Below are 23,219 nucleotides of genomic sequence, written 5' to 3'. Positions count from 1 at the left end.
GTTTATTGTTACTTTATATTTCAACACATACTGCCATCTTATTCGACAAAGTTCCCCGCAAGATATAGATCAAAAGTTCTCTTCTCCAAAACCCCACAACCTTGATAGACAACAGCATAATGGAATTACAATATCTATTCTTACTTAAGATTTATTTTTATAAATCAAATTTACAGAAATGAATATGAGAAAAAAATTATCCGAAATTTTCTTTCAATCATTACATTAGTTATCATCAACTCAGAAACCTAATCAATGACCAAAATAATGATAGATCTATATTACAAACTATAAATATTAATTAATTGAATTTCTCCCTCAATATATCATTCTTAATTACAAGAAAATATTTTTTCTAAAAAACATTAAAACTTATACCCTATTACCGATCCTACAAAAAATCCATCACGATGCTGTGGTATTACATCGTTGATGAAATTACCTGTTTGAAAATACTGTACCCCGACACTATAACTGAAAAATTTATTAATTTTCCATGAAAAGGTAGTCGTGTATGCCGTACCAATATATTTTCTTTTTGAATTGGATGATGATAGTCTTAATGAGCCATTTGGACCATACACACCGTCCTGCAGAGAGCTACGCCAATTAAAAACAACTGCCGCCGTTAGCGTTACATTTTTTGCAGGATTCCAGGTCAGGTTAGGATGTACAGACAGTAAATTTGCCGGGCCTGCCTGAGGATTCATTCCGAAATATCCGCCATTTGGATACATAGCATTAGAAGTTCCCAATCTACCATCTCCTTTGATTTTATCCCCGGAAACGTAATCATTCTTTAGCTTCACAGCAGGTGTTCCCTTCACATTGCTAAACAGATAACCAATCTCAGAAGAAATCCCAAAAGCATTGATATTTCCTAAGCCAAATTTTCCAAATTGATAAGCTACTTCGAAATTGTAAATAAAGCCATCACCGTTTCTCCAAGCTCTGGCTCCGACTGTGTGTCTGGATTCGTCCTTCACCCCTTCATCAAACACTGCATCAGAACGGTTGATTCCTAGGTAATAAAAATCAAGATTGCCCTTTTTCGGAGAAATATACGTACCGTAGACTCCCCAAAGGTTAGCTTTACGTGTTGAAGCGTTATCGAAAACCCCGGTATTTACCACCGCATCTGCCATCACAAATACATCAAGTTTGAGATTAGACGATGCGTAAGCAACTCTGGCTCCGTCAAAATATAGACGCAGATTGGGACCTTCCCGGACATCAATGAGACGACCACTACCGTATTGAATCTCCTGCCGACCCAATCGCAACGTAATGATTTGATCAGATTTTTTAAAAGGTATAATATCCACAAAAAGATTTTGAACGTTCAATTGGTCTTCATCAATTCCACGAGGGCCGTTCTTACGACCATCTTCCAAACCGCTCCGTAATTGTCCGAAAACACGAATCCTCTTACCTAAATGCAAATCGGCATGAAGGTGATAGCGTTGAAGTACAAAAATATCGGTACCGGTATTCATTTTTCCCCAGTCTTCATTGACTGCATAATCCAGCTCTCCCCGTACCTCGCCTCCAAGCGAAAGATAAGCGTTGCCTGCCGGTGAAAGAGAAATGTATTTTATCTTGTTGTAAAAAGTTTTCGCACTGTCTTTCAGCCTATAATAATCTTCATCATAACGCATAAGTTTAAAATTTTGCGCATGATAAAACTCCTGTGTTAAAAATATTAATGAAAGTATGACAATCTTTAATTTCATAGGTTAGGCCGCTTAAAGTTTCTTCATTTTATACTCTCCAGCGTATTTTATAAACAATGCATTTGGTATTAGCTAAAATAGTTTTAGCGTCGTTCTTTGATATTCACGAACAGCAGAAAAATTTACCATCAATAATAGAAAGCTTACTTGTAATATTTGTATGATTAGTGTATTTTTATTTTAATTGATTTTCCTGCTTATCGGTACATCATGAACTTACCTTAACTTTTAGAAACCCTTGGAATAACCTCCTTACCAATTATTTCTATAGAACGTAACAGCTGTTCATGTGTGAGTCCTGCATTGTCCATCTGAAATGTAAAGCGGTCAATACCACCCAATGCTTCACTGTGTTTTAATAATTTTTCTGCTACCTGCTCCGGACCACCAACTACCAGAACACCTTTCGGAGCAACCGAAGCGTCGAACTGAGCTTTGGTTACCGGAGGCCATCCCCGTTCTCCGCCTGCCTTTGTCCACAGCTCAGCATAACCAGGATAATAATCTGCAACAGCTTCTTCGTTGGTAGCAGCTACATAACCCGGTGAATGTAGACCAACTTTTAACTGTTCCGGAGCAAAGCCAGCTTGAAGGCCTGCTTCTCTATATAAATCAACCAAAGGACGGAAACGTGCTGTTTCACCACCAATAACCGCTACCATTAATGGCAGTCCTAAAGTTCCTGCTCTTACAAATGATTCGGGAGTTCCTCCAACACCTAACCAAACCGGAATTTTTTCCTGAACAGATCTGGGATAAACAGGCTGATTATTTAATGCTGGCCTAAATTTCCCAGACCAGGTAACGAATTCCTGTTCACGTATTTTTAGCAGAAGGTCTAATTTCTCTTTAAACAACGCATCATAATCATTTAAATCAAATCCAAAAAGCGGATAAGCTTCGATTGCTGAGCCTCTTCCCACCACAAGCTCTGCCCTACCTTTGGATATAAGATCCAAAGTTGCAAAGCTCTGATAAACACGTACAGGATCAGAGGTACTGAGAACAGTAACCGCACTGGTCAAACGGATGTTCTTTGTTTTTGCTGCGGCAGCTGCAAGTATTACAGCGGGAGCAGAATCCAAAAACTCTTTCTTATGATGCTCACCGATACCATAAATGGCAAGCCCTGCCTCATCGGCCTGAACAATTCTTTCCAACAGTTGTTCCATTGCATCAACGCCGCTAAGCATATTACTGCCGTACATGGCAGATGCAAAACTATCAATTCCTATTTCCATTTTTTTTCTTTAAAACATTATATTTATTGGAATACATAACTTATTAATTGATTAAGCAATAGTTTTGCAAAACCTTTTCCTTCATACTCGGGATCTACTTCTGTATGGTACACCCGCAGCTTTCCGTCTGAAACTGAAATATCCATTTTACCAGCTTTCTTATCATCTGAAAATAACTGCACCTCCCCGATACTGTCTTCTGTAAAGATTACTTTTGTATTTTCCATTAATAATAATTATGGCATTATTTTTTTTATACTCAATGCTCCGGACGGGCATTTTGCAACCTGATCAATCAGCTCCTGTGTAGTCGCATTCTCGGTTTTTATCCACGGACGGTCTTTCGGATTATATACTTTCGATAATGTCTTTACACAAACTGCTGCATGGGTGCATAATTTAGGTTTCCAAAGAATGGTAATTTCTCCATTTGGATATTCATGTTCTTCCATAATTAACTTTTATTTTTAATGGTTTTAAATATAATAATGCATCTTCAAAATCTTTAAAATTATGGTGCATATGGATATATCAGCGAGCCAGATGCATATTCCGAAGGTTCAACAACCACTTGCACACGACTGTCTTTAAAGGTCTCAATGTCATTATTCTCAATATTTTGAAATTGTACCTGAACAACACGTGGCTCTGCCCACTCACCTCCTTCACCGAAGCTAATATTACCTATTACCGTTTCAAAAGTATTCGATCTGCAATATTCTGCAAGAACCTCATCATTCAGACTTTCCGTAACAGCAACAGCTTGCGCCAAAACCTGCATCTGAGCATATGCTAAAGGAGCCATATAATATCCTAATTCATCTACCTTTTTTTCTTTGGCTTTAGCTTGATATTTAGCCAACATATCAGCAACACCCGGAAAGTTCATTTTTGGAACCGGCATCCAATATTCATAATTAACAAATCCATTTAATAGTGGGCCAAGCTCAGTTTTTACAGAAGCACTTTGTGGGCCGATCATAGCTCCACCCACCATTTTTGGTCGATAGTCACTCTTGTGAATCGCTCGCACCAAGCCTTTTGAGTCATTTAAATAAGAACAGATAAACAATAAGTCCGCATTAGTTGCTTTTATCTCCTCTATTAAAGGTTTAAAATCTTCTGTTGAAAGCGGATAAGTTTCTTCATAGACAATCTGAAAACCATATTTTTCCGCATTTTCTCTGGCGCCTATAACCGGATTTTTTGAAAATTCGGCATCGGCAGAAAGTACTGCTACAGTTAACGGTTTGGGATTCTGGGAAGCTGCAAGGGCAAAAAAACCTTCTGTAAGAGTTGAATTAGGTTTAGGACCAGTAGGAATCATCGCAAAATAGTTTGGATATTTAAGATTTAGATTAACACCTAATCCCATCAGGCCAATCAAAAAACGATTACGTTCCATAACAACAGGCATAGAAGCCGCTATGGTATTTGTTCCATAACCGCCGATGACTAAATCGACTTTTTCCTCATCCAAAAGTTTTTTATAAATTTCTTCTACTTGCGAAGTTTCTCCGTTATCATTGTAGCAGACAAACTCTATTTTACGTCCAAGAAGTCCTCCTCTATTATTGATATCTTCTTGCCAAATACTATGTGCGAGCATAACCGCCTTTGTATTTTCGGCTACAGGCCCCGTCAGTGAAAGAGTGTATCCGATGCGAATGGGATTGTTTGTTTCATTTGAATTTGTCATAATTTCCGAAAATTACTGTTTTTCTATTCCGTAACTGAATCCTGTACAGGATGTATTGTACCTTTCATGTTGTAGAAACTTCCGTCAGGCAGCGTTGCGTTGCTATATATAATCCCGTTTTTGTGATCTTCAACATGTGTTACCGTAGCGCCTGATTTTTCTTTCCATGCAACCATATATACTTTGGAACGAACTCTGGCTACTGTAATCTTTACCTTTTCTGAGTAGCCACTTTCTGTTAAAGAGCCACCCTCTATAACCGTAAAAATCATAGATTCATCGGTTTCGAAAAAGAGCTCGGTTTTCAGTTCGCCAACATCCATTATGTATCGGTTTCCTGTTAATTTATTTTTCATTTCTATCAATTTTTAAAAAGAAGTCATTGAATTTCCATTAGCTGATTTTGACGCCGGAATTTCTTCCTGTACGACATCCCAATGTTCTGCTATTTTCCCATCTTCCAAACGAAAAATATCAACTACGATAACCGGAGTTGATCCCCAACCGTGAACCAAACTATGTGTAATGACCATATCATTTTCTTCTACAATGATGCCTGGCTTCCAGTTAAAATTTGAATCTAAAACAGGTAATAGATTTCTTAGACCTTCATGACCATTAATCATTGATGGGTTGTGCTGTTGATAATTTTCATGCCAATATTTTTCGATGGCTGTACTATCTTTTTCATGAAACAGTTCGTTCATTGCTTTTAATACTATTTCTTTATTTTCCATTTTTTTTAGCTTAATCAAGGAATACATATAATGACTTTATTTTTCCATCTTCAAAAATGGCAATATCCATTCCTGTAGCAACAATTGATTCTTTATTCGGACCCATTCCCCAAATTAGCCTGCCTACATTGTTATTGATTACAACTGGCTTTAATTTAAAAAAGCTAAATTCTTCAGGCATATTAGTCAGAATATTACTTACGCTTTCATTGATAGCCTCATACCCTGTCGTCTGATGCCCTACATGATATAATGTGCTTTCAGCCGAATAGATAGTCTCTAGGGATTTCATCCTTTTGGAAGCATCTCTTTCATTCCATACCAAAGCTAAATTTTCTTCCATAAGAAGAACCAGATTATTATTCATACGGTCAATTTTTTGTTATTATTTTATCTAAGAAATCATTCGATAAGTAACTAAAAGACTGTTTGAAAAATATGAAACAGCCTTTCAGCTAAATACTAACTATAGGAGATATTACATTATTGTTCTGGAGGTGTTGTAGCAAGTAACTGCCATTCCCAAGCTAAAGCAACACCACTTCCTCCACCATGATCGAACAGAATAGGTCCCAATTGAGATGCTGTTTCCAGACGAGCCCAATCACGTTGCCATTCTGAAACCACAGCTAACCAATTGATTGGCACGATACCTACCTGAACCATTCTACGTACTGCCATATCATGCGCTTCAGGACTTACACTACCACAAGCATCTGTAACAACAAACACGTCATAACCCTCTCCCAATGCTTGAATTGCAGGCATTGCAACACAAACTTCTGTCCATAATCCTGCCAATATCAGTTGCTTACGACCACTTGCTTTTACTATATCAGTAACTGCAGGATCTTCCCACGTATTGATGAATGTTCTGTTAATAGGTTTTTGTTCCGGGAATACGTCCTGAAGACCTTTAATGATGTAGCCTCCTCGTTCTTCCGTAACGGTAGTAAGAATAGTTGGCACGTTGAATATTTTTGTAGCTTTCGCAAGTCCTACTGTATTGTTAATAATCAATGTAGGTTCATGGCTATGCAAATTAGCAACCTGAAACGGTTGATGATCGATTAGCACTACGATACTGTCTTCCGGGCGAAGTAAACCTTGAAGACCAATTTTAGGTGATTTTTCCATTTTCTTTTGATTTAAAATTTAATAATTCAAAATTGCGTCAAATGGAAAGAAAAAATTGTAGACAAATGTCTATGAAATAGAAAATGCAATAAATAGTGAATTTTCTATATAATAACTGTCAGATATAAGGTGTAAAGGATGAAAAGTATTTTAAAGCTTTATTATTTAGAGTCGTAGAATTTAGTTTGATGTAGTATGAAATAGAATATAGATTTTTTGATATAACCTAAATTTTATCTTTATCCGATAGTGATTGGATGACTTCTTTACGATTACGTTGTTGAGTTTATATTAAATGACTCAATTATAAGTTTTGCAGCTTATTTTTTAAGTGCTTTTTTACGAACCCTGCTTAGTGTATCTTTTGTAATACCAAGATAAGAAGCAATGATATGTTGCGGAAACCGCTGAGTAAAATGCGGATAGTTATTGACGAAATCTTCATAGCGTTTTTCAGCAGTAAGGCTTATGGAAGAAGTTATCCTTTTTTGAGTAGAAATCGTACTCTGTTCATCAAGTTTCAATGTTAATTCGTTGAAAGCAGGACATTCATTACGCAATTTTAAGGTACTTTCTCTGGAAATGAGAAGTAATTCACAATCTTCCCATGCGTCTAGATTATAAGCACTTGGAGTCAGCATAACAAAACTCTCCCTGTCTCCTGCCCACCAATTTTCAACATATAAATTTACAGTATGCTTAATACCTTTTTCATCTATATAATATTTACGCATAGCACCTTTTACAATAAACCCTAAATATTTACATATCTCTCCTTCCTGCAATAGATACTGCTTTTTGCTTAATTTTTTCTGAATAAAATGGCTTTTGAAGATCTCAAAATCTTCTTCGGAAATTAAAACATATTGATTGATATAATGAAATAGCGGATGCATGGTTACTGAGTTAAAATTCTTAAGATTTGTTTTTTGTATTTTTTCCAACGAATTCCATCATTATACGTTAAGCTTATAACCCGACTGTTCCAAAATTACTAAAATATTTTGAAAATCTCATCATTGCTATATGGAGAAACACTAAGAACACCTTACCATAGCTGATTGTTAACACTGTCATAGAAGAAAGACAGCAAAGGTGAAAAATGATTTTAATCTAGATTACTTTTCTACCTTCACAATTTGCTCAATTTCTTCAATATCTTTCTGTGAGAGTTTAATCTGTGCAGCACCTATATTTTCTTCCAATCGAGAAAGTTTAGTTGTCCCAGGGATCGGTATAAATTCGGAATTTTTATTAATTATCCAAGCTATGGCCAGTTGAGCAGGGGTAGCTTCCTTAGTTGCTGCAAACTCAGAAAATAATGAAAAGACAGATTGATTCTTTTTTCGATTTTCCTCTGAAAACTGAGGCAAACGATTTCTGATATCATTGCTTGCGAACTTTGTATCAGCATCAATTTTGCCCGTAAGAAGACCATGACTTAGAGGTCCATAGGCAACAAACCCAATACCTAATTCATGCAATGTCGGAAAAATGGTTTCCTCCAGATCACGATTCCATAAAGAATATTCACTTTGCAATGCCGTAACAGGGTGAACTGCATGAGCTTTGCGGATAGTCTCCTCATCGGCAGCAGAAAGCCCGAAATATCCTACTTTTCCTTCAGCAATAAGCTCTTTGACAGTACCCGCTACATCTTCAATCGGCACATTAGGGTCTACCCTATGCTGGTAAAGTAAATTGATGTGATCGGTTTTGAGCCGTTTCAACGAGTCCTCAACGCTTTTTCTTATATGATCTGGATGGCTGTTCAATCCTTTTATCTCATTTGTTTTTGAATCATAATCAAATCCGAATTTCGTAGCTATGATTGCTTGTTCATGTTTTTTCATTAAAGCATCACCTAACAGTTCTTCGTTGGTGAACGGACCATACATTTCTGCTGTATCAAACATAGTAACACCGTTATCTAAAGCGTAATGTATTAGCTTTATCATATCTTTTCTCCCTACAATATTGCCATATCCGTGGCTCATATTCATACATCCCAAGCCGATAGCCGATACTTCCAGACCACTAAGTCCTACCTTTCTTTTTTCCATAATATATCCAATTGAATTTATTTTATTCATCCGTTGAGGCAAACTTCATTCTCTCAACAGCCAAACAAAGGTAGGTGCTATCCCGTTTGTATTTATACACTTTTCAAACCAAAAAGTATAACTATCAATCTAGCTTTTTCGATAAAATCTTGGAGTTTCGCCCGTATTTTTTTTCATAAATGTGCTGAAATAATTCGGATATTCAAATCCCAAGGCATAAGCAATTTCTGAAATACTCCAATCTGTCAGTTCTAGAAGTGCCTTTGCTTCTGTAGTGATTCTATTGGCAATTAGTATGTTGGTAGATTTCCCAGTTGCTTTTTTTATGGCCCGGTTAAGGGAATTCACATGGATACCCAAGTGGTTTGCAAAGTCTTGTGGTGTATGCAAATTTATTGATCTGTTCAAGTTTTCTACTGGAAATTGACTTTCTAACGATTCCAAAAATTGTCTTGTTATTCTATAAGACGCATCTACAGGTAATACCCTCTCATCATTAGGTCTCATTTTAATTGTCTCGTGAAGCAACATAGATATATATAGCCTCATTATATCATCTTTGTTCTCATATCCCGAAGTTTCTTCTGTAATCATTTTCTCAAACAAATCACTTATCCTTTCACATTGCACATCGCTAAGTCTGTAGGAAGGAATCATACTTCTATCAAAAAGAACAGACTTCCGCAAGCTCTCAACCAATCTCGCTGGCTGTATAAACTCTTCAGTAAAAAGACAAGAATACCCCGTTTGGACTTCGGAGATTATTTCTACTGAATAGGGAACATACGGATTAGAAACAAAAAGATAAGCACCGCTAAGCTTCAGTAAATGTTCTCCGTAAAGAACAGTTACATTGCCTATACTTAAAACAATTTTGTAGAAATGCCTTTTACCAAATGTGCTTGCGGCACTTTTTGGCACTTTGCTTCTGCCAACTTTGAATCCCCTATGCTTCAGGGCTGCCTGGATGTAAGTATCAGGAAAGACGGTCTGTAGTATCATTGCATAAAAGTACAAAATTCAAACAATCTACATATCTGATTTAGATTGAACATTCGAGGTAACATATATCGAAGACCAAAATACTTTCTAAAACCAGAATACAAAGATTTCTTTATTTTAGATACGCTTTTGAAACATTATACTTCTTTTAATATTTTATCACTAATTTCCCGATTGTCTTCCCTGATTCTAATTGCTGATGTGCTTTTCTGAGGTTCTCTGAGGAGAAACCGTTTATGGTATTGTTTAAGGTTGATTTTAGAATGCCTTTATCTAATAAGTCGGAAATTATATTTAAAATTTCGTGTTGACGAATCATATCATCAGTCTGAAACATAGCTCTCGTAAACATAAGCTCCCAATGAAAACTTACACTCTTTCCTTTGAGTTGTCGAAGATCCACCGGATGTACGGGATCACTAATGGAAGCAATTTTTCCCTGTGGCTTGATTAACGTGACAAGTGCATCCCAATATTGATTAAGATCTACAAAATCTACAATGAAATCAATATTTTCGAAACCAGCATCATGTACTTCTTGTATTAAATTTGTATGGCTAATAACGACGTCCGCCCCCATTTTCTGACACCATTCTACAGTTTCCGGTCTGGATGCTGTGGTGATGACCGTCAGTCCCAACAATATTTTAGCTATTTGAATCGCAATAGAACCAACACCGCCTGCACCACCAATGATTAATATGGATTTTCCGGCATCTTTTTCTTTTGACAATCCCATTCGGTCGAATAAGATTTCGTATGCGGTGAGTGAGGTAAGCGGCATTGCTGCAGCTTCCTCGATGGTAAGGTTTTTTGGTGCAAACCCTACAATTCTTTCATCCACAAGTTGATACTCTTGATTTGAGCCGGGTTTGGTGATATCGCCTGCATAGAAAACTTTGTCACCTTTTTTAAATAAAATAACTTCATTTCCAACTTCCTCAACTATGCCTACAGCATCCCAACCAATTACTTTCGGTTCATCCTTGGTTTTGTCTTTAAGGCTGTTCTGTCGAATTTTGTAATCCACCGGATTTACGGAAATAGCTTCTACTTTTACCAAAAGTTCTTTTCCTGCTGGTTTTGGTGTATTGGTTTCAAATTCAAGGAAACTTTCAGGATCGCTGATGGGCAACGATTTTTTAAATCCTATTGCTTTCATATTTTTAATTTTTACTTGTGAAAATTTGTATTAATAAGTTTTGTTTACGACTTTCCACTTCTCTCAAATATACATATTTATCTTACGATTGATTTTAAATAGAGTGGATGATTTTCTCCAAAGGTAAACGAGACTTAGGATTAGTAGATGGTCCGCATTATACTTCTTAGTAGCGTACCTTTTTTTTGTCAATTCTAAAAAATTCATATTTATTAATTTAAATTTAAACTATATTTTTTATAGTTGCAAAACCAAGTATAGTTTTATATCTTTGCAATAACGGATAAAAATGATAGTAGCAGATGTATTGTATAGATAACAAAAAATTCCCCTGTACCACAAGCCTTACCATGAAATATATAGGCGGTAAATGGAAAGCGGTAATCCTGATTCACTTAATTGAAAAGAAGCGTTATAATGAATTGAGGAAAGAATGTCCTATGATCACAGAGCGTACTTTAAGCCTGCAATTAAAAGAAATGGAAGCAGACGGTTTAATTAAGCGTACTGTTCATACGAGTAAACCCCCGTTAAAAGTTGATTATGAATTAACCGATTTTGGTAAAACTCTGATACCAATTCTCAAATCAATTTCAGAATGGGGTATGAAAACCGCTAAAAGCAATAAAAATATACAGTCGGTAGAATAAAATATTTAATAATAGTCACTGTCAATTACTGTTATATTAAAAATCACATCATAAAATTTGTAGGCATTTAGGAAATTACCTAAATTTGTAAAATAAAATAAAAGTTGTATGAAATTATTGGAAGTTATCAAATCATTATCAAATGAGACCCGTCTCAATATTCTTGGATGGTTAAAAGATCCTTTCGATCATTTTCCTGAAGAAGAATTAAGTAATTACTCTCCGGAATTAGGGATTTGTGTATCTGATATAGCACAGAAAGCCGCAATGTCGGTTCCTACGGTCTCTGATTATTTAAAAACAATGTCAAATGCCGAAATTCTGATCGGAACAAGAAAAGGACAGTGGACGTATTATAAGAGAAATGAAAAAGCAATTCAGGAATTAGCGAGAATGATAAAAGAAGATTTATAAAAATTTTTATAATAATATTTAGGTATTTACCTAATTAGGCAAATCCAATAACAGATTTGGTTTTATGATTACAGGTTGATTTAAATTTTTCAGTAAAAAGAAGATAAACTCAAATTTTTAAGTCACAACTTCTCAAACATGCATTGTAAAAAAGGAGAATCTACAAGAAAGAATAAATTCACGATTAATAAATAAAAAATTCTAATCAATAATTAGATTTTACCTAAATAGGTAAATACATAAATAACAAATAAATAAAATCATTATGAAAGCAGCAGTGTTAAACGAGTTCGGCCCAGTAGAAAAATTTGAAATATTAGATGTTCCAACCCCAAAACCGGGTGTTGATGAAGTACTAGTAAAAGTAATGGCAACATCAGTGAATCCTTTGGATTTTCAAGTTCGCAGAGGAGATTATAAAAGTGAGTTACAACTTCCGGTAATCACAGGGCATGATGTTTCAGGCATGATAGTAGAAATTGGAACAGGTGTCAAAAATTTCAAAGTCGGTGATGAAGTATACTATACTCCGGAAATCTTCAATGGATACGGAAGCTACGCAGAATATCATGTTGCCAAGGAATCCATAATCGGTATCAAACCGAAAAACATCAGTCATTTAGAAGCTGCTACATTCCCTTTAGCAGCGGGAACTGCCTGGGAAATGCTTTACACGAGAGCACAATTGAAGATCAATCAAACTATCTTAATACATGGTGGTGCTGGAGGTGTAGGAATACCTACTATTCAATTGGCAAAAGCAATGGGTGCAACTGTTTATACAACAGCCAGAAGCGTTCACCATGAATTCCTCAAAGAATTGGGGGCAGATCATACCATTGATTATGAAAAGGAAAATTATATCGATGCTATTTTAGAACTGACAAATGGTAAAGGCGTAGACGTTGTAATTGATACCATTGGTGGCACTACTCTTTCGGACAGCGGAAAGATTCTAAACCAAATGGGGCAAGTCGTTACTTTAGTTGATCTTGAAATCCCACAAAACCTGATTCATGCATGGGGCAAAAATGCGACTTACCATTTTGTATTTACAAGACAGAACAGAAACAAATTGGACGAGCTTACGAAACTAATCGAGTCTGGGAAATTAAAACCTGTCCTAAACAAAGTTTTCACATTAGCAGAAATAGGTAAGGCACACAGCCTGTTGGAGTTCAGAGACAGTGATCCTGATTTTTGTGGAAAGATTGGTGTACAGATCGGTAATTAAAACCTGTATTAAATAAAGTGGATTATGAATAACGAGGAAATTTTTATAAAGGCGAACAAAGCTTTGTCAGAAGGAAACTATGGAGAATTTATTGAATATTGCACTGATGATATCAAATGGATTAATGTTGGCGGAAGCATATTTAATGGAAAAACCGAAATCCTTAAATATATCAGCTCTTCTTATGATGATATAAGTTTTACAACAGAAGATCATATCGCAGAAAAAGATACTGTCATCGAGTTTGGTCAGATCGTTTTTGAAAATATTGACAATAAAAAGGAAAACTCTTACTGCGATATTTGGAAATTTAAAAATGGACTAATAATTCAAGTAAGGTCATTTGTTATTTAAGACAAGTTTCCTATTATTACATAGTCTTTTAAAAAAGAAATCCCCGATTTCAATTTTTTCGGGGATTTTTATCATTAGTTGAAATATTGTTGCATTTAAAGTTCATATCTAAAATATAGAATAAAACAGTTACCGAACGATTGGTAAAATTAAATTTATTTATTAACTTTGCAGCATGAGACCACAGAAAGTATCAGAAAATGATTTAATGGAAAGCCTATCCAAGACTTTTCGTGCATTTGGATATGAAGGAGCCAGCTTAAAGGAACTTTCAGATGAAACAGGATTGAAAAAAGCCAGTCTTTATCATCGATTCCCTAATGGAAAACAAGAAATGGCAGAATCTGTTTTGCTATATCTTGACCAATGGGTTGAAAATCATGTTTTTTCTGCACTAACGGATGAAAAAAATGATTCAGTTACGCGATTAAAAACAGGATTGGAACAAATCAGTCTGCTCTACAAAGGAGGCGAAAACATGTGTATATTTAAAGCACTATCCATGGACGCAGGTTTACAACTTTTTGAGAATAATCTCAAAGAAAGCATGCAACAATGGATTAACTCATTCACAAACATCGGACTTTCATTTCATTTATCACCTGAAAAAGCAGAACAATTGGCTATCCAAAATTTAATAGACATTCAGGGTAGTTTGGTTCTCTCTAAAATACTAAATGACAAGACCATTTTTGAAAATGTATTGAAAAATATTGAACAAAGATATATTAAATAAAAAATTTCAGTATCAATTTTACCGAACGTTCTGTAAAATTAATCTTAATTTTATCATTATGAAACACACAATAATTCTATTTTTTGCATTAATGCTACTATTGGGATGTGATAAAACATCCAAAAAATCAACGGAAATACATAATCATTCTATAACAGATGCAGATATGAAAACCACAAAATTTAGAAAACTAATGGTAAACGGAATCAATATCGCTTACCGGGAAGCAGGAAATCCAGAAAAACCTACTCTGGTACTCTTACATGGGTATCCTGCTTCATCCCATCAATACCGAAAAGTGCTTGATCAGTTATCTGACGACTACTATTTGATTGCTCCGGATTATCCCGGATTTGGTGACAGTGACTTTCCTGCGCCCGATCAATATGAATATACCTTTAACAATTTAGCAAATACCATAGATGATTTTTTAGAAAAAAAAGGATTAAGCTCTTATGCAATAGTAATGCAAGATTATGGTGCTCCTATTGGATTTAGAATCGCTACAAAACATCCGGAAAGAGTTACTGCTATTATAACACAAAACGGAAATGCTTATGAAGAAGGCCTCGGTGAAGGATGGAAACTTATAAGAGAATTATGGAAAGATCGGAATGAGAAAACAGAATCGGTTTTATTACCAGCTTTTACTCTTGAAGGTTTGAAAAATGAATACACGCACGGCACCAGAAATAAAGAAAATATAAATCCTGATTCCTGGCAGTTAGATTATCTGCGAATGTCTCGCCCTAATGCACACAAGGTAAATCTAGATCTGTGGTATGACTACCAAAATAATGTCAAGCTATATCCAAGATGGCAAAAATATCTTCGTGATTATCAACCACCATTACTCATTGTTTGGGGTAAAAATGATGTATATTTTCCGGAAAGCGGGGCAGCAGCGTTTAAAAAAGATGTCAAAAATGTCGACTATAATATTTATGATACAGGACACTTTGCTATGGAAGAAGAAGGTGAGGCAATCATTGAAAAAATCCGAAGCTTCATGAAGAAACTGGAAAAATAAAAGTATTAAAAGCTTGTCTATTTCTTTAAGTATATATCAAAAATTGCAACGTTCTGCAATTCAATTTGTTTATATTTTTTATTTAAATATGTAGCTATTGAATGGGTATTTTACACACTTCTTAATTCAATTAATACTACCAAATTTAAAATATTAAAGTAGCACAGAAGTTATCATTATGTGTTTTATTCAAAACAAAAATTCAAGACTTTTTTCTATTTTTCAACAAACTTACTATAAAATCTCTATCTGAAGTGAAAGACAATCGAAGTAAACTAAAGACCAAGAATGTCAACTCCGATTGTTTCAAATGCTAAAAATTATATTGAAAAAAGTTTAGTCTAAAAAAATACCTGGTAAAATTGAGCTTTGTAATTCTTGTTTAATTGGCTCAATCGAACCAAATCATTTATAAAAGTGTTTGAAGATACGCTCGTCTTGGTCACACACAGCCAAAAAGCTCCATTTTTAATCTAATGGAGTTTTTTTTTGTTTTTTTATGCCAGAGTAAACCAGAATAATGTTTTATAAAACTTTAATAAAATTTATTCAAATATTCATTCTTTAAACAAAAGTTATTTTTTTTACATCATTCCTAAAATGCCTCCTTTAGGTACTTTACTTTTATTGATGATTTTAACTTCGTTATAAAAAAAGTTCTCTCCATTGATGTTAACGCTGCCCAAGCTGTGAAAAATTTTTCCTGTTAAATCATTAAAATCTTGTGCAATTCTAAAGAAGGAGATATTTAACGTGATAAAAAAACTAATTTCTTTTTGATTGTCTACAATTGCTGTGATGTGGTGCAAGTCCTAATACTCTATTTTCCTTTTTGTTGATTGTTTAACTTTGATATCATAATGTATAACGATAAAAATACTGAACATGTAACCAATTTAATAAATCACATTTTATATAATTTTCTATTAATTATAAAACTTCATTAAAAATTAAATTCACCGACTCATTTTGCCCATTCACCGAAAAAATCATCATTTTTTTAAGATTCATCCTGAACTTTACATCAGAAAAAGAGCAATACCGCTCCCACTTAAATCTTAAAATTATGAAAACAAACATCGGACTTACAGAGCAAAACACAGAAGCTGTTGCAGAACAATTGGCAAAACTTTTAGCTGACGAAACTGTACTTTACATCAAAACAAGAAACGCCCACTGGAACGTAACTGGCGACAATTTCCACGCCAATCATATTTTCTTTGAAGAACAGTACAAACAGTTGGATGAGTTGATTGACAGCGTTGCAGAACGCCTTCGAAAAATCGGTCATTACGCACCAGCAACAATGAAAATATATCTTGAATTAACGCATCTTACAGAGTACAGCGACAGAACCAATGACGGATTAGGCTATATGAAGGATTTACTAAAAGACCACGAAAGCATCATCGATTTTCTAAGAGGAAACGTCACACCTTTCGCAGACAAATACAAAGATTACGGTTCCAGCGACTTCATCACAAGCCTGATAGAAACGCACGAAGAAATGGCCTGGATGATTCGTTCATACTTCAGAAATTAAACAAAATAAGAAAAGGAATAATTATATTTGTGTCAACCATAATAAACTATCCCTATGAAAGCTTTAATTGTTGATGACAATGATATTGCAAGAACCACGCTCGCACACTTGGCAAAACAAGTCCCGAATCTGACGATTGTCAATGAATATTCCAACGCAATTGAGGCTTACAACCATTTGCAGAACAATCAGGTAGATTTGATATTTTTGGATATTGAAATGCCGGAAATGACCGGAATCGAACTTACCAAAAACCTTTCAGGGAAAGACATTATCATCATTTTCACCTCATCCAACAAAGATTACGCCCTCGAAGCTTTCGAACTGAATATCGCAGATTACATCCTGAAACCCGTGATGCCGGCGAGATTTTTACAAGCGGTAAGCAAAGCGCAATCGATTTTGGAAAGCAGAAAAGAAGAGGTGGAAGTCACCAAAGATGAGTTCCTTTTTGTAAGAGATTCCAATATCACAAGGCGTTTGAAGCTTGACGATATTTTTTACGCCGAGGCAATGGGCGATTATGTGAAGTTTTACACAAGAGAAAAAATGTTCGCCATCCACGGCAAGATGAAAACGGCGGAAGAACGTCTCCCGAAAGACCATTTCATCAGAGTTCATCGCTCTTACATCGTTTCGGTTGGCAAGATAGACACCCTTCAGGACGGCGGAATTATGATAAACGGAAAATTCATTCCCGTCGCAGATGCTTATCGAAAGGCTCTCAACACGAGAATGAATGTTTTCTAATTATTTGTGAGTGATTTGGGCAGCTTAATCCGCCTTCCGCTCCCAATCTTTTTTGCACACGATTTCAGATTAAATAGAACTTGAGAACAAGCAAAAAAGGATTTCCGCTCAAGTCGGGCTGCGACAGATTCAACGTTCTAATCAGAGCGTAAAAATTCCCCTCCTCTGGAGGGGTGGCGAAAATTCAAAGAATTTTTGACGGGGTGGTTTTTTTATCAATTGCAAAGTGGTTTTCATCAATTCAAAATAAGTACAGACACTTATGAAAAAAATATCCTCAGTAATGGGAAACAGACGGTTCAGTTATTTTATTATCCTCACATTTATTGCGGGTTCTCTCCTGTTGATAGCGGTTCAAATCAATTCGGCTAAAAATACCAAAGAGCTCATCCAAAATAACAACCGACTTCTGAACGAGTTGCGTTCCAGCAATCATTTGCGTGAAATCGACCGTGATATTCTCGGCGTAGAAAGCAGAATCAGAGCTTCCATTGCCACCAACGACACCACTCACCTCGAAGGCATCGACCAAAAAATCAGTCAGATAGAAAACTTCCTCGATTCACTTTCCAAAGACAACTCAGACGATGTGGAAGAAAAGTGGATACAAAGACTGAGCGTTCTTGCAATGGAAAAGAAGACGACGAAAGACAAATTACTGCTCCGTTATCATACCCTTGGAAATATGGACGACAACACTTCCATTGCCAATCCAAGAGCGAGAAAAATTTCTAACGAAATCACTTCAATCACTGCAAAAATCTACGAAAGCCGAAAACTTCATATGGTTGACCTCAGCAAAGAGACCGAGGAGATGGGACAAAAAGCGAGATTGTATGATATTTCCCTATTGATTCTTTTGATTTTAAGCGGTTCTATTGTCGGTTATCACATTCTTCGTCAGTTCAAACGTCAGAGATTGTTGATTCAGGAATTGGATGTTGCGGAGAAAAAAGCATCAGTTGCCGCGCAGACCAAAGAAAATTTCCTCGCCAATATGAGCCACGAAATTAGAACGCCTTTGAGCGGAATTTTAGGCTTTACCAACCTTTTACAGAAAAGACCTTTGGACGAAACTTCGAAAGAATTTGTTTCTTCTATTCAGCGCTCAGGAGAGAATCTGATGGCAATTGTTAATGATATTCTCGATTTATCAAAAATCGAAGCCGGTATGATGCGTATTACCAAAGGTATATTCAGCATCAATGGATTGGTGAATTCTGTAGAAACATTTTTTGTAGAACGGGCGAAAGAAAAAGGCTTAACCATTTCCAGCAAAATCGATACTTCGATTCCAGATACTTTGAATGGCGACGCCACGAGACTGACTCAGATTCTTGTCAACCTCATCGGAAATGCAATAAAATTTACACATCAGGGAAACATTAACATCGAAATTTACAATAAACAGCAGACCGAAAACGAAGTCATTGTCGGCTTTAAAGTTTCTGATACCGGAATCGGAATTGATAAAGAAAAACTCATTGAAGTCTTTGAAAGATTCAATCAGGGCGAAGATTCGACAACCCGAAATTATGGTGGAACCGGACTCGGTTTATCGATTGTGAAAAGCCTGATTCATTTGCAGAACGGCGATATCGAAGTCATCAGTGAACAGGGAAAAGGCACGACTTTTCATTTTTACATTCCTTATACAATTGCGAAAGAACAGCTGAATGTAATTCCTAAAATTGATACCGATTATTTTAAAGATAAAACAAATGCGCCTTTGAGAGTATTAATCGTGGATGACAACGCTATCAACCAAAGTCTGATGAAACATCTTCTCTCACAATGGAACATCGATTTTGATACCGCAAACAACGGCCTGGAAGCGGTAGAATTTCTCAGAAACAATGACTGTGATTTGGTTTTAATGGACATCCAAATGCCACAAATGGACGGTTACGTTGCCACGCAGACCATCCGTGAAGAACTTAAACTGAACACGCCCATCATCGCAATGACCGCACACGCTTTGGCCGGCGAACGCGAAAGATGTATGAGCCGTGGAATGAACGAATACATTTCTAAACCTATTACAGAGGAAGAGTTATTCAAATTAATCTCCAATTTCGGATTAAAAGAAAACGAAAAAACCGAAGCAAAAACTGAAGAAATCACTTATAATTACGAGTTCATCGACCTTAGTTATTTGAAATCTATCAGCAATGGCGACAAAGATTTTGAGAGAACCGTAACGCAACAGTTTTTAGATAATGTCCCGACTCATTTGCAGGAACTGAAACTGGCTTACGAAAATAAAGATTTTAGATTGCTGAAATTAAGAGCCCACGATTTGAAATCGAGTGTTGCGATAATGGGTTTACTTCCTCTATTAGAGAAAAATTTAGATATTTTAGAATTAACAACCGAAGAAAATCCGGCATCAAAAACAGCTTTGGAAAAGGTAAAAGATATTTTGCTGAAATCTTTTTCCGAAGCTAAATTATTTATGCAAACCATCGATAATTAAATAAATTAAAAACCAATTTCATTATGGAAACCCAAGGCGCATCCGTAGTCATTACCCATCACGTTCTCGACGGAAAACAGGCTGAATATGAAAAATGGCTGGACGAAATTCTTCTGGTTTCCAAGAGTGCAAAAGGTTTTATCGACTGGCAAATCGTTCGCCCGATTTCGAATCTGACGTTTGTTTACACCGTCATCATTCGTTTTGATACGATTGAAAATCTCCGAAACTGGATGGAATCTGATACCAGAAGAAAATTGATAGACAAGGCGCATCCGTTATTCACAAAAGAAGACAATTACGAAATCAAATCCGGTCTCGATTTTCTTTTTTACGGTGAAAAAACAGACAACAAAGTTCCGGTTCGTTGGAAACAATATTTAGCGACCTGGTCTGCTATTTATCCTTTATCCTTGTTGATGCAATTGCTGTTATTGCCCTCCTTACGATTAATAAATATTCCTGCCAGTCGATACTTTGATACATTGGTCAGTTCAGGATGTCTGGTTTTTCTGGTGATTTATGTGGTGATGCCGAATTATACGAAGCTGATTAGGAAGTGGCTTTATAAATAAGAATTTTCGATTTTATATAAAATCCGTCTCAAACAAAACAGGGATGGATTTTTTTATTTTAATGCTTTTTCAAACAACCCATTTAGACGAAAACACAACTTGTATTTTCTTTAAACAATCCGTTTAAACTAAAACTCAATTTGTTTTTCCTCAAAACAAATTGTTTAAATTAAAACACATTTTGTTTTTCTCCAAACCAGCTTGTTTAAAGCAAAACAACTTTACCATTGCTCACGACTACCGTTTTGCAACCTGCACAACTTTGGCGGAAGTCTCAAAACGACAGTTTTGTAACCAAATGACTTTTACTTTGGTCACAAATCAAGTGTTTTGTAACCAAACAACTTTGGCGGAAGTCTCCAACGGTCTGCGGGAAACAAAACAACTTTTACATAGGTCGCAAATCGAGGGTTTTGTAACGAAACAACTTTCTATTTCAAATTTCAAACGACACTTTCTGCCTGTTCATCGAATCTCAATTGATTTTGAAATCATTGGATAGTAGCTTTACACTATCAAATTAATCAAATAAATAATTTAAACACTTAAAATTAAAACATTATGGAAATTCTACAAACACCAGAAAACGCATTGTCTCACTCTACAGTTACAGCGATTATTAATGCCCCAATCGAAAAAGTTAACATCGCAGATTGGTTATTAAATCTTCCTGATGCAGAATATCAAAGATGCTCAACGCAGCACATCGGAGCGGCTATTTCTACCACTTTTGACGGCAAACCGGTTTCTTTGAACGTAGAAACTATCGGAGATGCTTTGATGGTTCAGCATTATGTAGCGGTAGAGCACCGTCCGGATTACTGCAGAATGTTATCTATCTCAGATTCCATCACTAAAGGCGGCCGTACCAAAGTTCAGGTTTTATGGGAACTGAAAGCCACAAAAATTGATGACAACACGACTTTGTACACTAACGAAATTCACGCAACAGCCACTCCCGAAATGTTCGAATATCTGAAAGAACACAACGTGAATCTTGCTGATGCAGCCGCTTCCAGACAAGCCGCTTCTGATGCCCACAACCACGAAGAAACGCCCAACTTTGCAAAAAGTATAGAAAACAAAGCGTTGACCGGAAAATACAATCAACCTTTCTAATTCAAAAAACATAATGGGCGTATTTCGGTACGCTCATTTTATTTTAAAGTTATGGAAACACTTTTTGAAAAACTATTAGGAACTTGGACTTTAGTAGAACTTATCGAAGTTCCTGTAAACGGCGGAGAAATCACGCATCCGATGGGCGACAATCCGAAAGGACTGATTATTTACAATCCTGACGGTTATATGTCGGCACAAATTATGGATACGCACCGGGAAAACTTTCATCAGGAACATTGGACCAATGCCACTCCTGAAGAATATACACAGGAAGGCTCGACCTATCTTGCGTATTCAGGACCATTCAAAACGGATGAGGAAAAACAGTTGGTGAGCCACACGATGTACATCTCGCTTTTTCCCAACTGGACGGGGCAAATGCAGAATAGAATCGTTATCTTTAAAGATGGTTTTCTGCACCTTGAAAGTGAGAAACCATTCACCAGCAATTCCCAATTGGTGACTCACAAACTGACCTGGAAAAGAGTTTGAAATTAGTCTGATATTAAAATTAAAAAAATGAAAGCAATAGTTATCACAAAATATGGTGCTCCTGAAGTGTTGAAATTACAGGATTACCCAACTCCTGAAATATCCGGAGACGAAGTCTTAATCGAAGTGAAAGCCGCGGGAATCAACCGTCCGGATGTATTCCAGCGTGAAGGTAATTATCCTGCTCCTGAAGGTGTTGTTGCAGACATTCCAGGATTGGAAGTTGCAGGAACTATTGTAAAATGTGGACCTGATGTTGTAGATTTCACCGTTGGAGAAAGAGTTTGTGCACTTCTTGCAGGCGGCGGTTACGCAGAATATGTTGCTGTGAGAGAAGGTCAATGTTTACCCATTCCGGGAGATTTAAGTTTTGCTGAGGCGGCGAGTTTACCGGAAACGGTTTTTACGGTTTGGTCTAATGTTTTTCAGAGAGGCAAATTAAAAGCGGGAGAAGCCTTTTTAATTCACGGTGGAAACAGCGGGATTGGAATCACGGGAATTCAGATTGCGCACGCTTTGGGTTCACAAGTAATTGTCACTGTTGGTTCTGATGAAAAAGGTCAGAATTGTCTTGAACTCGGCGCAGATTCTTACATCAATTATAAAACCCAAAATTTTGAAACTGAATTACAAAACGAAGGTGTCGATGTCATTCTCGATATGATTGGCGGTGATTATTTGGCCAAAAATATCAACATTCTAAAGCCTGAAGGCAGATTGGTTCACATCAATGCGGTAAGCGGCAGTCGTGTCGATTTAGATATTTGGAAAGTGATGACCAAACGCCTGACCGTCACAGGAAGTACCTTGAGAAGCCGTGAATATGAATTCAAAAAACAATTGGCCAAAGAAATCCAAAAGAATGTCTGGCCTTTAATTGAATCAAAGAAGTTCAAACCGGTTATTTTTAAAACATTTCCTTTTTCGGAAGCTGCGGAAGCGCACCGATTGCTTGAAGACGGTTCACATACAGGAAAGATTATTCTTGTGAGATAAAGCAATATATAAGTAATTAAAATCCAAACCTAATTTTAATCCTTCCCAATCCAAATTGTGAAGGATTTTTTAT

26 protein-coding genes are annotated in these 23,219 nt (G+C 36.2%); 13 read left to right on the top strand and 13 right to left on the bottom strand.

Annotation, left to right across the window (positions count from 1 at the left end; genetic code table 11):
• Positions 1 to 365: 365 nt before the first annotated feature.
• The 13 genes from BM371_RS01620 to BM371_RS01560 all read right to left on the bottom strand — a co-directional run bounded on the left by BM371_RS01620 (position 366) and on the right by BM371_RS01560 (position 10,774).
• A complete protein-coding gene (locus BM371_RS01620; RefSeq protein ID WP_034675045.1) occupies positions 366 to 1,733 on the bottom strand; it encodes an alginate export family protein in 1,368 nt (455 codons plus the stop codon).
• A 221-nt stretch (positions 1,734 to 1,954) separates the two neighbouring features.
• The gene (locus BM371_RS01615; protein ID WP_034675042.1) at positions 1,955 to 2,974 is read right to left on the bottom strand and encodes an LLM class flavin-dependent oxidoreductase; all 1,020 of its coding nucleotides are present in this window, start codon (positions 2,972 to 2,974) and stop codon (positions 1,955 to 1,957) included.
• Between the two features lie 23 nt (positions 2,975 to 2,997).
• Positions 2,998 to 3,201, bottom strand: a complete 204-nt coding sequence (locus BM371_RS01610; protein ID WP_051882703.1) for a GNAT family N-acetyltransferase — start codon at positions 3,199 to 3,201, stop codon at positions 2,998 to 3,000.
• Positions 3,202 to 3,210: 9 nt separating this feature from the next.
• Positions 3,211 to 3,426, bottom strand: coding sequence for a (4Fe-4S)-binding protein (locus BM371_RS01605; protein WP_034675039.1), 216 nt, complete (start codon positions 3,424 to 3,426; stop codon positions 3,211 to 3,213).
• A 59-nt stretch (positions 3,427 to 3,485) separates the two neighbouring features.
• The gene (locus BM371_RS01600; RefSeq protein ID WP_034675035.1) at positions 3,486 to 4,673 is read right to left on the bottom strand and encodes an amino acid ABC transporter substrate-binding protein; all 1,188 of its coding nucleotides are present in this window, start codon (positions 4,671 to 4,673) and stop codon (positions 3,486 to 3,488) included.
• A 23-nt stretch (positions 4,674 to 4,696) separates the two neighbouring features.
• Positions 4,697 to 5,029: a MoaF-related domain-containing protein gene (locus tag BM371_RS01595; RefSeq protein WP_034675033.1), complete on the bottom strand. Its 333-nt coding sequence runs from the start codon at positions 5,027 to 5,029 to the stop codon at positions 4,697 to 4,699.
• 12 nt (positions 5,030 to 5,041) lie between these two features.
• Positions 5,042 to 5,410: a nuclear transport factor 2 family protein gene (locus BM371_RS01590; RefSeq protein ID WP_034677221.1), complete on the bottom strand. Its 369-nt coding sequence runs from the start codon at positions 5,408 to 5,410 to the stop codon at positions 5,042 to 5,044.
• 10 nt (positions 5,411 to 5,420) lie between these two features.
• The gene (locus tag BM371_RS01585; protein ID WP_034675032.1) at positions 5,421 to 5,777 is read right to left on the bottom strand and encodes a nuclear transport factor 2 family protein; all 357 of its coding nucleotides are present in this window, start codon (positions 5,775 to 5,777) and stop codon (positions 5,421 to 5,423) included.
• Between the two features lie 116 nt (positions 5,778 to 5,893).
• Positions 5,894 to 6,547 (bottom strand): hydrolase, encoded by a 654-nt coding sequence (locus BM371_RS01580; RefSeq protein WP_034675031.1) that lies wholly within the window; start codon positions 6,545 to 6,547, stop codon positions 5,894 to 5,896.
• A 320-nt stretch (positions 6,548 to 6,867) separates the two neighbouring features.
• Positions 6,868 to 7,443, bottom strand: coding sequence for a Crp/Fnr family transcriptional regulator (locus BM371_RS01575; protein WP_034675030.1), 576 nt, complete (start codon positions 7,441 to 7,443; stop codon positions 6,868 to 6,870).
• A 222-nt stretch (positions 7,444 to 7,665) separates the two neighbouring features.
• The gene (locus tag BM371_RS01570; protein WP_051882823.1) at positions 7,666 to 8,610 is read right to left on the bottom strand and encodes an aldo/keto reductase; all 945 of its coding nucleotides are present in this window, start codon (positions 8,608 to 8,610) and stop codon (positions 7,666 to 7,668) included.
• Positions 8,611 to 8,739: 129 nt separating this feature from the next.
• Entirely contained in the window at positions 8,740 to 9,612 is an 873-nt protein-coding gene (locus BM371_RS01565) for a helix-turn-helix domain-containing protein (RefSeq protein ID WP_051882701.1), read from the bottom strand.
• A gap of 148 nt (positions 9,613 to 9,760) precedes the next feature.
• A complete protein-coding gene (locus BM371_RS01560; RefSeq protein ID WP_034675029.1) occupies positions 9,761 to 10,774 on the bottom strand; it encodes a zinc-binding alcohol dehydrogenase family protein in 1,014 nt (337 codons plus the stop codon).
• A gap of 302 nt (positions 10,775 to 11,076) precedes the next feature.
• Here BM371_RS01560 and BM371_RS01555 point away from each other — a divergent pair, with 302 nt between their 5' ends.
• From BM371_RS01555 to BM371_RS01490, 13 genes are all read left to right on the top strand, one after another.
• Positions 11,077 to 11,424, top strand: a complete 348-nt coding sequence (locus BM371_RS01555) for a winged helix-turn-helix transcriptional regulator (protein ID WP_051882699.1) — start codon at positions 11,077 to 11,079, stop codon at positions 11,422 to 11,424.
• 108 nt (positions 11,425 to 11,532) lie between these two features.
• Positions 11,533 to 11,838 (top strand): ArsR/SmtB family transcription factor, encoded by a 306-nt coding sequence (locus BM371_RS01550; protein WP_034675028.1) that lies wholly within the window; start codon positions 11,533 to 11,535, stop codon positions 11,836 to 11,838.
• A gap of 265 nt (positions 11,839 to 12,103) precedes the next feature.
• Positions 12,104 to 13,072: a zinc-dependent alcohol dehydrogenase family protein gene (locus BM371_RS01545; RefSeq protein WP_034675027.1), complete on the top strand. Its 969-nt coding sequence runs from the start codon at positions 12,104 to 12,106 to the stop codon at positions 13,070 to 13,072.
• A 24-nt stretch (positions 13,073 to 13,096) separates the two neighbouring features.
• Positions 13,097 to 13,426, top strand: coding sequence for a nuclear transport factor 2 family protein (locus tag BM371_RS01540; RefSeq protein ID WP_034675024.1), 330 nt, complete (start codon positions 13,097 to 13,099; stop codon positions 13,424 to 13,426).
• Between the two features lie 175 nt (positions 13,427 to 13,601).
• Positions 13,602 to 14,162 carry a TetR/AcrR family transcriptional regulator gene (locus tag BM371_RS01535; RefSeq protein ID WP_034675022.1) on the top strand — a complete coding sequence of 187 codons (561 nt, stop codon included), beginning with the start codon at positions 13,602 to 13,604 and terminating at the stop codon, positions 14,160 to 14,162.
• A gap of 58 nt (positions 14,163 to 14,220) precedes the next feature.
• Positions 14,221 to 15,192: an alpha/beta fold hydrolase gene (locus BM371_RS01530; protein ID WP_228376721.1), complete on the top strand. Its 972-nt coding sequence runs from the start codon at positions 14,221 to 14,223 to the stop codon at positions 15,190 to 15,192.
• Positions 15,193 to 16,258: 1,066 nt separating this feature from the next.
• Positions 16,259 to 16,735, top strand: coding sequence for a Dps family protein (locus tag BM371_RS01520; RefSeq protein ID WP_034675018.1), 477 nt, complete (start codon positions 16,259 to 16,261; stop codon positions 16,733 to 16,735).
• A 54-nt stretch (positions 16,736 to 16,789) separates the two neighbouring features.
• Positions 16,790 to 17,485 carry a LytR/AlgR family response regulator transcription factor gene (locus BM371_RS01515; protein ID WP_034675016.1) on the top strand — a complete coding sequence of 232 codons (696 nt, stop codon included), beginning with the start codon at positions 16,790 to 16,792 and terminating at the stop codon, positions 17,483 to 17,485.
• 262 nt (positions 17,486 to 17,747) lie between these two features.
• Positions 17,748 to 19,961, top strand: coding sequence for a hybrid sensor histidine kinase/response regulator (locus tag BM371_RS01510; protein ID WP_034675013.1), 2,214 nt, complete (start codon positions 17,748 to 17,750; stop codon positions 19,959 to 19,961).
• Positions 19,962 to 19,984: 23 nt separating this feature from the next.
• Positions 19,985 to 20,536 carry a putative antibiotic biosynthesis monooxygenase gene (locus tag BM371_RS01505; RefSeq protein WP_034675011.1) on the top strand — a complete coding sequence of 184 codons (552 nt, stop codon included), beginning with the start codon at positions 19,985 to 19,987 and terminating at the stop codon, positions 20,534 to 20,536.
• A gap of 561 nt (positions 20,537 to 21,097) precedes the next feature.
• Positions 21,098 to 21,655: a hypothetical protein gene (locus BM371_RS01500; protein WP_034675008.1), complete on the top strand. Its 558-nt coding sequence runs from the start codon at positions 21,098 to 21,100 to the stop codon at positions 21,653 to 21,655.
• 51 nt (positions 21,656 to 21,706) lie between these two features.
• A complete protein-coding gene (locus tag BM371_RS01495) occupies positions 21,707 to 22,150 on the top strand; it encodes a lipocalin-like domain-containing protein (protein ID WP_034675005.1) in 444 nt (147 codons plus the stop codon).
• Positions 22,151 to 22,177: 27 nt separating this feature from the next.
• Complete coding sequence (locus tag BM371_RS01490) at positions 22,178 to 23,146, top strand: NAD(P)H-quinone oxidoreductase (protein WP_034675004.1); 969 nt, start codon at positions 22,178 to 22,180, stop codon at positions 23,144 to 23,146.
• Positions 23,147 to 23,219: the final 73 nt, after the last annotated feature.

Origin of the sequence: Chryseobacterium formosense (genome assembly GCF_900116415.1) — a bacterium.
In the GTDB taxonomy this organism is placed as follows: Bacteria; Bacteroidota; Bacteroidia; order Flavobacteriales; family Weeksellaceae; genus Chryseobacterium; species Chryseobacterium formosense.
Note: the sequence above shows the minus strand (reverse complement) of the source record. Positions and strands in the feature narration are given on the sequence as shown.